This is a genomic window from Rhizobium sp. BK376, assembly GCF_004341625.1.
Taxonomy (GTDB): domain Bacteria; phylum Pseudomonadota; class Alphaproteobacteria; order Rhizobiales; family Rhizobiaceae; genus Rhizobium.
In genome coordinates this window covers 13,049-25,237 of record NZ_SLZG01000015.1, presented here as the reverse complement: position 1 = coordinate 25,237, position 12,189 = coordinate 13,049, and the positions used below count along the sequence as shown (strand labels likewise).

Here is a 12,189-nt window from a genome sequence, read left to right as displayed (position 1 = left end):
GGCTTGAATTGATGAAATGCGTCGGCGAAAAGCATTGCGCCGGGACAGACGAAGTCCGTGACGGCTCAGCCGACGTCTGCGACGTCAACCGCATCCGGATCGACATCGGCGATCTTGCGTAAAAGGTAGAGCAAAGCGACCTGCTCCGCCGGGTTGAGCGGCCCCATCGTCTTCTCAGTGATGGAACGCGCGCGCGGATACATCTGCTCGAGGATTGCCTCGCCCGCTGGCATCAGAGAAACGATCACCTTTCGTCCGTCATAGGCATCCCGAGAGATCTCGATCATATTCTTCGACTTGAGGCGGTCAATGATGCCGCGGATCGTCGCCTGGTCGACGGCGGTCGCCTTGACCAGCTCGCCCTGGGAGATCGGTCCGTTGTCGCGCAGCGCGCAAAGCGTCACGAACTGAACCGACGTCAGCGAAGGATCGATGGCATTGTCCTGGAAGATCGCCAGGTGGCGCTGATAGGCCTTGCGCAGCAGATGTCCCACCTGGTCTGTGACGCGGTAGGGCCCCCCTGGAGAATTGCCTTCACCATTGCTCATTCCCACTCCAAACCTCCTCGACATCAGCTGAAGCCGATCGAAAAACGGCTGCACCAGCATGCTGGTACAGCCGCGTCACCATCATGCGGTCGGTGGCTGATGTTTACCCGAACGTATGCTGCATTTCCTTGACGGCGATTTCGCCCTTCAGGACCATGGGCTCATCATCCAAGAAGAGGCTGCAATTACGCATCGGAATGTCGAGATGGCAAGCCGTATCGTTCGGGCCGCCCAGCTCGTTGTTCGGACCGGTGGAGAACATCACGTTGCCATAGAATGAGCGCGCCTCCATGCCCATGCCGCCCGGGAATTCGCCAGGCACCATGCGATGCCACTTGGCGTTCTGATTGAGGCCCCAGCCGACATGGCTCATGCCCATGCCGCGCGGATCGTTGAAACCGGCCATGTAGGACTTCACGAGTTCAGCATCGAGACCGCCACGAATATCGGTGATCCAGCCGTTTTCAATGGTATAGATGATCGGATCGCGGACATAGATGTTCTGCGGCAGCAGGATGTCCCCCGGAGCAACGACAATCGTGCCATCGACGCCGTCGTCGTCACCGCCGGTGAACACGAAACCCGATGGCCAGTGGTCCCAACGGCCTGGCTCATCCGTGCATGCGTATTCGGTGATCGCAGGATAAGTGTTGAGCTTGTAGGTGACGTCCGTACCGTGCTCGGAGGTGATGCGCATCACCTTCGCCTTGGACAGAAGCTCGCCGGCAAATTCGACACGCTCACGCAGTTCCTTCGTCGGCAGCATACGGGCGAGAAGTTCCGGCGGCTCTACCGCCGTCAGAATGCGCGTGCCGGATGCCTGGATCGCCATCTGCTCCGGGCTGAAAAGCAGGAAGATACAATCGATGACCATGTCTGCTGCCTTAAGAGCTTCCACCGCATCAGGCATGGCTGCCAGTCCGGTCTGGCCGACGGCCCATGCACCTGCCGGCGGAACCGGCGGCAACCGCATATGATACATTTTTGCGCCGAGGCGCATGCCCGCGGCCATGAAAGCATCGGCATAATCGAGGCGTTCGTTACCCTGGGTCAGGACGATAAGCTTTTCGCCCTCGTGAACGCCTGACATTTTCAACTGATGCAGGCAGATTTCCGTGAAGCTGAACTGATCCATGCTCGTTCCCTTTTATTGCTTGAGGACTGCAATGCCTCGTATCGTTACGGAAAGTCAGGCTTTGGCCTTGGCGATTTCTGCGATCGCCTCCGCCTTTGCGACGACATCGCCATATTTGCTGTCGATATCGAAAAGGTTCGCATTGTGCGGATCGGGATGCCGGTCGCCGACGCAGTCGCGCACCACGATCGCTCGAAAACCGTGCTGAACTGCATCCACTGCACTGGCGCGAATGCATCCGCTGGTCGAGCAACCCGCCATGATGACAGTATCGATGCCCTGCGCATGGAGATGCGAGGCAAGGCTGGTCCCGAAGAAAGCGCTGGCATACTGCTTGACGACCACCAACTCGTTCCTGGCGGGCTCAACCTCGTTGCAGAACTCTGCAAGCACGTTACCCTCAACCATCGCCTTCATCACTGGCGACTTCTTCACCCACATACCGCCGTCGGCGCAATTTTCCGCCAGATACAGAATGCGGGTGTGAATGACCGGAATGCCGGCCTTGCGAGCGGCTTCGATGAGTTCTGGCGTCTGCGCAACGGCATCGACGACACCGGGCGCATAGAGAGGCGCGCCCTCGATCGTATAGGCCTTCAGAAAATCGATAACGAGCAGCGCAGGGGACCGGCCGAAGCCGATCCTGTTGCCCCACACACCCTGATAGTTCGCTTCGGCTGTCTCCATCTTAGAGCTCCCTAGTATGCGCCTGATAGCAGCGCGCCCGCACCGGGGACCACCGGTTCGAGATCCAGCGACTTCAGCATGAAGTAGGTCGTGGCAACCGCCGCGGTTAAGACGGGCTTGCCGGTCATCGCTTCCACCTTGGCGATGGCGGCCAGCGACGGCATCTGCACGCAGGCCGACAGCACGATCACATCGACACCGGTCAGATCGAGACCGGCAACGATCTCAGGCAGGTTCTGCGGATCATGACGGCCAACGGCGAGATTGTCCGGGATTTCAAGGGCGCGCCAGTCACCGACTTCGAAACCTTCGTTCCTGATATAATCGACGACCAGTTCGGTGAGCGGCTTCATATAGGGCGCGACCACCGCGATCCGCTTCGCCTTCATGACCTTCAGCGCTTCGACAAGCGCACCGGCGCTGGTGACGACGGGCGTGTTCGCGCCGTTCTCAACCGTGCGGCCCCGAAGGCGCGTCTCGGATTCGCGGTGATAGCCATGACCCATCGCCATGATCGCGACGAGGCACGCGTAACCGAGAACATCGACCTGCGCGTCGGAAAGCTCGAGCGCGCAGCGATCGGATTCCGCGTCCATCGCCGCCAGCTCGTCCTTCTTGACCGTCTTCATCCGCATGCGGCTGGAGTGGAAGGTGAATCGTTCCGGGCGGATCGACTGCCTTGCGAGCAGCATCGCGGGGATTTCCGTCTCCATCGTGGTGTTGGAGCTCGGCACGATTTGACCAATGCGATAGACCTTTTGCACGGCTTGTCCTTTTACAATGCGTTCAAAAAAGCGATGACGCGGCTGCCGCGTTATGGAAAAGTCACTGGATCAGGAAGTCGCCGAGCGCGACGAAAAAGCCTTCAAGGTCGTCCCAGGGGATCATGTGGCCGGCATTCTGAGCATGGGCGATCTGCAGCGAGGGATTGAGACCTTTGATCTCCTCTTCGTCCGCCGCCTGGATGACGCCGCCGCGGCCGGCAACCATGAGCATGGCCGGAACGGTCAGCTTGCCGAAATCGGGCAGGATATCGATGTCGTGGAAATCGTTGAACGCCTTGATGATCCCGGGCGCATAGCAGGTGTGGAGCCATTCGGCGCGCAGTTGCAGCTGCTCCTCGGTCCAGGTTGGGCAAAACGCCTTCATCGCCTCGCCATCCATGCCCTTCTCGGCAAGGTCGATCGAATCGGTATACCAAGGCAGCTTGCTCGGGTACGGACGACGACCAGGACCGGAGACAGGCGGATCGATCAGCGCCAGGCGGCTGAAGACGCTTGGCGAACGGTTGGACGCCCGCATCGCGATACGTGCGCCCATGGAATGTCCGAGTATGGCCGGATGCTTCAACCCGAGCTCGCCGGCAAAAGCAATGACGTCATCCGCCATCGCATCGAGACCGTAGTCGAGTTCGGGGCCGGTCGACGAGAGGCCACGCCCGCGAACGTCGAGAACATAGACGTCATGGCGCAGCGCCAGCCTTTCGGCAACGAAGCCCCAGGTGATCGCCGGCGACGTTATACCGGGAACCAGGACGACCACGGGGCCCTTGCCGCCGTAGCGGAGGTAGTGCTGGCGGATGCCATTGGCGAAGAGATTCGCTCCATAGAGAAACCGGCCGTTCATGCTGCATTCTCCGTGCGCAGCGGTTCGGCGTAGACGTCGTAGCCGTAGACCCAGGAGGGGTCTTCCTGCGTCAGGAGGAACGTATTGGCGTTGGAAACCACTTGAACACGCGTCGCCCGGTCACGCCGGTTGACCTCATAGAGTTTGAAGGCGGTCGCGTAGTCGGAGATTCCGGTCTCCAGCAGGCAACGGGTCAACATCGCGGCATCTTCGATCGCCATCGCCGCACCCTGCGCCATGTGCGGCTTCATCGGGTGGCAGGCATCGCCCAGCATCACCAGCCTGCCCTGACTCCAGATCGGCAGCGGATTGCGGTTGAAGAGCGGCCACTTGGTGACCGTCTCGGTGCTGTCGATCAGCGCTTCGATGACAGGGTGATAGCCCGGAAATGCCGCATGCATTTCTTCGCGGCTGCTGTCGACGAATGCCGTTTCGAACTCCCACGCGTCGTGTGGAACGCCGGTAACATAATAATATTCGTCTTTCCGGCTGGTGGTGAAATAGACCATCATGTGACGGTCCGGACCCCACCACTTCACACAGTCTTCGAATTCGAGATCGTACTTCTTCAGCCGCTCCGCATTGATCAGCGCGCGATGTCCGACCCAGCCGCTATAGTTGGGCTTTTCGAAGCCGAGCAGCGTCTCGCGAATCTTCGAATTGATGCCGTCGGCACCGATAACGATGTCGGCGCTCGCCGAGGTGCCGTCCTCGAAGGTCATGTGAACGTCACTGCCGGTGTCTTCGATCGTCGCAAGCTTCTTGCCGAAGTGAAGAGTGCCGTCCTGCAGCGTGTCGCACTGCAGTGCCTGCAGGTCGCCGCGATGAACCGTGCAATAGGTATGGCCATAGCCTTCCAGAGGGATGCGCGAGAGATACTCGCCCGAAATGCCGTCGCGGCTCAGCCAGAACGTCGGCGTGCTGCTGATCGACACCACTTTTTCGGCAACGCCGATGCGCTCGAAGATCTTGAGCACGTTCGGGCCCATGTGAATCCCGGCCCCAAGACGCGAGAAAGTCGGCGCCTGCTCATAGACGTCAACATCAAAACCGGAATGCTGAAGCAGCGACCCGGCCACCGCACCGCCGAGGCCGGCACCGATAATGGCAATCTTCTGTTTTCCCATAAGCTGCTCCCCTTTTCTGGCTGGCATTGCATCGCCATCAGTTTCGGCCAGATTAAGCGTATACACTATTTATTGCAAGCGAGATTTCGAAGATCAAGACATTCTTACTTCGCAACAGACACGGCACGGCTATTGGAAATTTGGTCGACCGGCCTGTTGACAGGCGATCCATCTTAAATCAGTGTATACGCTATTAAATAAAAAGGGAACGCGCTCCTTCGCGATATCGGTCGATCCGGCCGCAAAGGCAGCGAATATCAGGCGGCGAAAGCCGGCCATGGAGACTGGGATGCTAGATCTGGCAATCGATTTTGCCACAATCGCCCTCCCCGACCGGTGCAGCGAATGGCATGCCGCGGGAGCGATCCTCACGTGAGCGCATCGTCAATATCGATCAGAGTGAATGACGCACAGCACACGGTCTGCTGCGATCCGAAAACCCCGCTGCTTTACATCCTGCGCAACGACCTCGCCCTCAACGGCCCGAAATTCGGCTGCGGGCTTGGCGAGTGCGGCGCCTGCGCCGTGCTGATCGACGGACGCGCTGTCCGCTCTTGCGTGGTTCCGGTAACCGCCGTGCAGAGCCGGAGTGTGGTCACGCTTGAGGGCCTTGGGGATAGCGCCTCGCTGCACCCGGTACAGCAGGCCTTCATCGAAGAGAACGCCGCCCAGTGCGGCTATTGCCTGAACGGCATGATTATCACGGTTGCTGCGCTCGCCCTGCGCGAGCCGAATGCCGACGATGATCAGATCAGGCGCGCCCTCGAACACAGCCTCTGCCGCTGCGGCACGCACCATGAAATTCTAGCCGCCGCCAGGCGTGCCTTGATGCTCTCAAGGACCGCAAATTCGCCGGAAGGTCCGGACGAAGAGCTGGCAAGCAGCGAAGCAGATTACGGAGAGGCGAATGCTTAGCGTTCATTCCACGACGCTGGATGGCCCCTTGTTTCTGGTCATTCACGACGACGGCCGCATCGTCGCCTTCAACGGCCATGTCGACCTCGGCACGGGGATCCGCACATCCCTTGCCCAGATCGTCGCCGAAGAGTTGGATGTCGCGTTCGAGAGCGTCGAGATGGTGCTCGGCAGCACCGTCGGCGGGCCGGACCAGGGCGCCACCATTGCCAGCGAAACCATTCAGGTCACCGCCGTTCCCCTTCGGCAGGCGGCAGCGACCGCCCGGCGCTTCCTGCTTGCACGGGCGCGGGCCGTTCTCGGCATCGAGGATGCGGAGCTCAAAGTGGAAGACGGCATCATATTCTGCGACGGAGAGCGGAATGTTTCCATCAGCTATGGCGAGGTAGTCGATGGTCTCGATGAGCATCTGGCGCATGATCCCGGTGTCGTACTGAAGCGCATCGCGGACTACCGGTTGGTCGGCAAATCGCAATCTCGTGTCGACATCCCGCTGAAAGCGGTTGGCGCCTGGACTTTCGTGCACGACGTTCGCGTCGCGGGCATGCTGCACGGCCGCGTTATCAGACCGCCCTATGCCGGCTTCGACCATGGCAGCAATGTCGGCTCGAGCTTTGTTTCCGTCGACGAGACCTCGGTCGCACATATCGATGGCCTTGTGGCGGTCGTCGTCGTTGGCGATTTCGTCGGTGTCGTCGCGACCCGCGAAGAAAACGCAATCGCCGCGATGAACGCGCTGAAGGTCGAATGGCTGGCTCCGGCGCGGCGGCCCGACCTGAACCGACCGGAGATTGCGCTGCGAACGAATCCCTCGACGCCGAGGCAGCTGATCGATCGCGGCAATGTCGATCTGGCGCTGGAAGGCATGCCTTCGGCGATGAACCGCACCTATATCTGGCCCTATCAGATGCACGGCTCGATCGGCCCGTCCTGCGCCGTTGCGCACTTCGAGAATGATCACCTGACGGTCTGGTCGGGAACGCAGAACCCCTATCCGATCCGGCGCGATCTCGCGTTGCTGATGGATATTTCCGAAGAACAGATCGTCGTCGAGCGGCTTGAAGCTGCAGGCTGCTACGGCAGGAACTGTGCCGACGACGTGACCGCCGACGCGGCGCTCCTGTCGCGCGCGGTCGGCGCGCCTGTTCGTGTACAGCTGACCCGCGACCAGGAACATGCCTGGGAGCCCAAGGGTGCCGCCCAGGTCATGGATGTCCGCGGCGGCATCGATACGGAAGGCGGCCCGGCGGCTTATGATTTCGAGACGCGCTACCCCTCCAATCTCTCGCCGACGCTCGCCCTGATTCTGACCGGCAAGGTCGCTCCCGTGGCCGACGTGATGCAGATGGGCGATCGAACCGCGATCCCACCTTACGCCTATGGCAATCTCCGGGTGACGGTTCACGACATGCCGCCGATTGCCCGCGCCTCTTGGTTTCGCGGCGTCTCGGCGATGCCGAATACCTTCGCGCATGAATGCTACATCGACGAGCTGGCAGCCGCCGCTCAGGTCGATCCGATCGAGTACCGGCTCCGTTACCTGCCCGACCAGCGCGCCAGCGAACTGGTGCGCGCGGTGGCCGAACGGGCAAAATGGCAGCCGCACACAACCTGGGGCACCCTGGGCGGCGAAGGCGATCTTCTCTATGGGCGCGGCTTTGCCTATGCCGTCTATGTCCACGGGAAATTCCCGGGAACGGCCGCCGCATGGGCGGCCTGGGTTGCCGATGTCGCGGTCAACAAGAAGACGGGTGAGATCGCGATCACCAAGGTGACCTGCGGCCAGGATGCCGGCCTGATGATCAATCCGGATGGCGTCCGCCACCAGATCCACGGCAATGTCATCCAGTCGACCAGCCGGGTCCTCAAGGAAAAGGTCGAGTTCTCAGATACTGCCGTTCTGTCGAAGGAATGGGGCGGTTATCCGATCATCACCTTCCCTGAGGTGCCTGATATCGACGTTCTGATGCTCGACCGGCCGAACGATCCGCCGCTCGGCGTCGGCGAGTCGGCATCGGTCCCGAGTGCTGCGGCCATTGCCAATGCCGTCTATGACGCGACCGGCGTACGATTCCGCGAGCTGCCGCTGACGCCAGAAGCCGTCCTTGCGGGACTGGGCAATGTCACCCCCAAGCAGGTCGATCCTCCCAAGCAGGCCCGCAAATGGTGGCAGTTCTCGCTTGGCACGGCAGGTATTGCTGCCGTTGCCGGCGGGTTTCTTCAACTGCTCTCGCCGTGGCAACCAAGCATTGCTTCGATCAGCCGCCCGGACGCCAACGTCTTTTCTTCAGCGACCATCGAGCGTGGTCGGCTCGCCGCTGCCATCGGCGCCTGCGATGTTTGCCACGTCTCTGATGACGGACGCGCCTTCGGTGGCGGCCGGGCCCTGGAGACCCCGTTCGGCACGATCTATGCCAGCAATATCAGTCCCGACGTGACCGGCGGGATCGGCGCCTGGTCCTATCCGGCCTTCGAGCGGGCAATGCGCAACGGGGTCAGCCGGGATGGCCATCGCCTCTATCCTGCACATCCCTACACGTCTTTCGCAGGCGCCGAAGACGCGGACCTACAGGCCCTCTACGCCTATCTCATGAACCAGCCGCCGGTGGAGACAACGGTACCGGAGACGAAGCTCTCCTTTCCCTTCAATATCCGCCCGCTGATGGCCGGCTGGAACGCGCTCTTCCATCAGCGCAGCGTAATGCAGTTTCAGCCTGACAAGGACGCCGTCTGGAACAGAGGCGCCTACCTCGTGGAAACGCTGGGTCACTGTTCGGCCTGTCACTCGCCCCGAAATGCGCTCGGCGCCGAGATGTCGGGTCAGTCTCACCTTGCAGGCGGCTTTGCCGACGGCTGGCACGCCCCGGCGCTGGACGGTTCGGGCAAGGCTCCGGTCCAGTGGACCGAGGCGTCGCTTTATGACTATCTCCGCAAAGGCAGCGCGGCCAACCATGGTAGTGCTCTGGGGCCGATGGGTCACGTGGTCAAGGCGCTGGAACCACTGCCTGACCAGGACATCCGGGCGATGGCAAGCTATCTTGCCAGACTGAACAAGCAGGAGACATCGGCCGATCCGGACGCCGATGCCGCCCAGGCCATTGCAAAGGCCGATGCAGCCGAACAAACCGCTTTTGCGGCATCACCCCGCGGCCAGCGGATCTTCGAAGGTGCCTGCGCCGCCTGCCATAGCGGCAACGCGGCGCTGGCATCCCTTGCGCTGAACACCAACCTTCACGCTGGGACATCGGACAACGTCATTCAAGCCATTCTCGCAGGCGCCGAGGCGCCGGCGGAGATGAAGGCACGGCATTCGCCGGAGACGATGTCGATGCCAGCGTTCAAAGATACGCTGAGCGATAGCGCAGTCGAGGATCTCGTTGCCTATCTGCGCGCCCGCTTTGCGCCTGACGAGCCGGCCTGGACCAATATCAACGGCAGCCTTGCCAAAGCGCGCACTTCCGGACATTGAGCATGCCGATGCCATCACGCCAAGAGATATCGACCAATCAGAGCTTCCAGTCGCCCGGCTCGGAATTCCGGCCGGCCGCCTATTGGTTCTGGCATTCGATCCCCTCTGGCGAGCTGACGCGCCTGCAGCTCGCGGACTTTGTCGCCAAGGGCTTTGGCAGGATCTACATCCAGGCCAGGCTGGCGATGCCGCGGGAGGACTATCTCTCGCGCCGGTTCACCACGGCCTACAGGGACGCCGTCGAAGTCGCCAGGACACTCGGCCTGCGCATCGGCATTTACGACGACTATAACTGGATCAGCGGCCAGGCGGCCGGACGCACCGTCAAAGGCCGTGACGAACTTCGCGAACGGCATCTGTTCTGGAGCGAGACCTCGGACCAGACCGGTGAGATCAGCGGCATCGTCACCTCCTGGACCTCGGGAATGGGCAAGGACATCCTCGACTGGCATTATGACGAGGGACGCCCTGCCTGGTGCGACTGGAAGGTCGAGGGCGTCGCTCTCCACCCCTCTGGCGGCATGACATCCATCGGCGAGGCATTGGTATTTTCCGGATCCATCGAAATTACCGATAGCGGCGATGACCATTGCGCGTTTCGCATAGCAGGTGAGATCCCGGCCGGGTCCGGGATCACCATTTTCATCAGCGCCCGCAGCCGCACCTCCCGCATCATCAACTATCTGCTGCCGGAAGCTGCTGAAGCCTTCGTCACCCATGGATTGGAGCCGCTGGTTTCCGCGCTCGACGGTCTTTTGCCGGATCCGGTCGATCAGATTTTCTACGACCAGCCAGCCGCCGGCTTCTACAGCTGGAAACAGAAGACCGGAAATCTCGAAAACAGCCTGCCATTCTCGGCCGCCCTCGCCCAATCACTTCGCCGGCGGACAGGTCAGCCTCTCGCAGTTGCCCTTCTTTCGCTGGTGCGGGACATCGGGCCTGAAACGGCCGTCATTCGCGCCAAGACCTACGATGCCCTGTCCCAGCAGATGAACGACGCCTTCTTCGGCACTCTGCGGGCCTGGGCGCAGGAAAAGAAGTTGCTGCTGACCGGCCACGAAATTCTTCCGCATGTCGGCAGTTTCGACCTCAACGGCACCTTCAAAGGGATCGATCCGCGCATCGCCCCGGCCGTCGATTTCTTCGGCATCGATACCTATCGCGATCTGACCGCGGCGGATGCCAACAACTTCATGCCACAGCTCTCGCCAAAGCTTGCGGATTCGGTCGCGCGCGCCAACGGGCGAAGCCGCTGCATGCTGGAGACCTACGCGACCGCGGAGCGCACATCGCTGAGAGCCGCCGGGCAATGGGAATTGACGCTCGAAACCCTACGGACGCATCTGATCCGCATGCACTTTCTCGGCATGCGTCAATCCATCTGGCACGGGCTCTACACATCGGATGGGACTGCGGAGCCACGACCATTCGTCAACCCCCGCTTCGACTTCGCGCCCGGTATCAATTTCGAGCCGTGGTGGCCGTTTCATGACTTGCTGGCAGACGAGACCGCAAGGCTATCGGCCTTCATCGAGCCAGCACGGCCGCTGACGCGCGTCGCGATTTTCTATCCGCTCCACACCGCCCTGGCGGAAGGGCCAAGACACATTCATGCAGAACATGTCGGCGCCTGGTGCAGAGCGCTTCTGGAAAAGCGTATCGATTTCCTCTTCGTTTCCGAGGCTGCGCTGGCAAACGCTTCGATCGATGGAGCGCTGATCGAAATCAGCGGTCAGATATTCGACGCCGTCATCCTGCCCGCGGTCACGACAATTGGCGGCCCCGAGGCCATCCACTCGCTTGAACGCTTCAGAGCTGCCGGAGGCATCGTTTGGTCATCCGGCTGCCACCGCCGTTTCGTCCCAGTCGAGGGCGGGAGCGCGGTCGACGATCCTTCGACGACCAAACTAGACAGACTGCCCACCGACGCTGATGCCGAGGCATTGCAGTCAACCTTCGGTCAACGAGGGCCCATTCTTCGAACGGATGCCATGCCGAAATTCTGGCGCTGGTTGGGAGAGGATGCGACGGGCTGGAGATTGGCTCTGTTCAACGATAGCGCGCAACCTGCAACAGAAGATTTCGCACTGAGCTCAGACTTCGACATCGCATCATGGGATTGCGCCGATGGCACCGAGTTCCGGCATGGCGCCTCCTCGCATCTGTCGATCAGCCTCGAACCCCATGAACTGATCTGCCTGCGGCTTGGCCCGAGCCTGACGGCCGGCAGCAGGCTTGCCTTGCCACCATCTGGCCTTAATCGCGTGGATAGCAGGAGCATCGCCCTTTCCGACCGATGGACGTTGCGCTTCGAGGGCAGCCCTGGGACGATCGATATCCGCGTCGATTGCGGATGGGATGCGCAGGGGTTTGAAGCCATCTCCGGTACGGCAACCTACTCGCGGGTGATCACCACGACCCATCCCGGCAGTTGGCAGCTGGAGCTGCCCGTCGTGCATACCGCCGCCAGCGTCAGCATCGATGGTCGCCCATCGGGCCGGCGCGGCTGGCGCCCCTATCGCTTTGATCTCGGCGAGCTCGAACCAGGCAATCATCTGCTGGAAATTTCCGTCTCTTCCACGGCGGCAAATGCCTATTATGCCGACACGCCGTTCAAAGGCGGCAAGAACGATCCCGCAGGGCTCGGCGCGCCTCCCATTCTCTTCTTCTCGGGACATTAAG

9 protein-coding genes are annotated in these 12,189 nt (G+C 61.2%); 3 read left to right on the top strand and 6 right to left on the bottom strand.

Translation table 11 applies throughout. The features are described from left to right. Positions 1-65 precede the first annotated feature (65 nt). From EV561_RS26070 to EV561_RS26045, 6 genes are all read right to left on the bottom strand, one after another. Entirely contained in the window at positions 66-548 is a 483-nt protein-coding gene (locus EV561_RS26070) for a MarR family transcriptional regulator (protein ID WP_132525979.1), read from the bottom strand. A gap of 103 nt (positions 549-651) precedes the next feature. Further along, positions 652-1,683 (bottom strand): leucyl aminopeptidase, encoded by a 1,032-nt coding sequence (locus EV561_RS26065; RefSeq protein WP_132525977.1) that lies wholly within the window; start codon positions 1,681-1,683, stop codon positions 652-654. A gap of 54 nt (positions 1,684-1,737) precedes the next feature. Beyond that, entirely contained in the window at positions 1,738-2,370 is a 633-nt protein-coding gene (locus tag EV561_RS26060; protein WP_132525975.1) for an N-carbamoylsarcosine amidohydrolase, read from the bottom strand. A gap of 11 nt (positions 2,371-2,381) precedes the next feature. Beyond that, entirely contained in the window at positions 2,382-3,134 is a 753-nt protein-coding gene (locus tag EV561_RS26055) for an Asp/Glu racemase (RefSeq protein WP_132525973.1), read from the bottom strand. A gap of 61 nt (positions 3,135-3,195) precedes the next feature. Then, positions 3,196-3,996 carry an alpha/beta hydrolase gene (locus tag EV561_RS26050; protein ID WP_132525971.1) on the bottom strand — a complete coding sequence of 267 codons (801 nt, stop codon included), beginning with the start codon at positions 3,994-3,996 and terminating at the stop codon, positions 3,196-3,198. After that, positions 3,993-5,123 (bottom strand): FAD-dependent monooxygenase, encoded by a 1,131-nt coding sequence (locus EV561_RS26045; RefSeq protein ID WP_132525969.1) that lies wholly within the window; start codon positions 5,121-5,123, stop codon positions 3,993-3,995. The genes EV561_RS26050 and EV561_RS26045 overlap by 4 nt, the downstream gene beginning before the upstream one ends. A 372-nt stretch (positions 5,124-5,495) precedes the next feature. On the opposite strand from EV561_RS26045, the gene EV561_RS26040 reads away from it, so the two are divergent. Genes EV561_RS26040 through EV561_RS26030 form a run of 3 tightly spaced genes read left to right on the top strand, consistent with a single transcriptional unit; the run spans position 5,496 to position 12,188 of the window. Further along, on the top strand, positions 5,496-6,038 hold the full coding sequence (locus EV561_RS26040; protein ID WP_245512931.1) for a (2Fe-2S)-binding protein: 543 nt from the start codon (positions 5,496-5,498) through the stop codon (positions 6,036-6,038). Further along, positions 6,031-9,507, top strand: a complete 3,477-nt coding sequence (locus EV561_RS26035) for a molybdopterin cofactor-binding domain-containing protein (RefSeq protein ID WP_132525965.1) — start codon at positions 6,031-6,033, stop codon at positions 9,505-9,507. Before EV561_RS26040 ends, EV561_RS26035 begins: the two co-directional genes overlap by 8 nt. An 8-nt stretch (positions 9,508-9,515) precedes the next feature. Then, on the top strand, positions 9,516-12,188 hold the full coding sequence (locus EV561_RS26030; RefSeq protein WP_132525963.1) for a carbohydrate-binding protein: 2,673 nt from the start codon (positions 9,516-9,518) through the stop codon (positions 12,186-12,188). Position 12,189 lies beyond the last annotated feature (1 nt).

What these genes read in the sequence shown, in the direction of transcription:
- EV561_RS26030 (WP_132525963.1), top strand. Translation starts at nt 9,516, where the DNA reads ATGCCATCACGCCAAGAGATATCGACCAATCAGAGCTTCCAGTCGCCC.
- EV561_RS26070 (WP_132525979.1), bottom strand. Translation starts at nt 548, where the DNA reads ATGAGCAATGGTGAAGGCAATTCTCCAGGGGGGCCCTACCGCGTCACA.
- EV561_RS26060 (WP_132525975.1), bottom strand. Translation starts at nt 2,370, where the DNA reads ATGGAGACAGCCGAAGCGAACTATCAGGGTGTGTGGGGCAACAGGATC.
- EV561_RS26050 (WP_132525971.1), bottom strand. Translation starts at nt 3,996, where the DNA reads ATGAACGGCCGGTTTCTCTATGGAGCGAATCTCTTCGCCAATGGCATC.
- EV561_RS26035 (WP_132525965.1), top strand. Translation starts at nt 6,031, where the DNA reads ATGCTTAGCGTTCATTCCACGACGCTGGATGGCCCCTTGTTTCTGGTC.
- EV561_RS26045 (WP_132525969.1), bottom strand. Translation starts at nt 5,123, where the DNA reads ATGGGAAAACAGAAGATTGCCATTATCGGTGCCGGCCTCGGCGGTGCG.
- EV561_RS26065 (WP_132525977.1), bottom strand. Translation starts at nt 1,683, where the DNA reads ATGGATCAGTTCAGCTTCACGGAAATCTGCCTGCATCAGTTGAAAATG.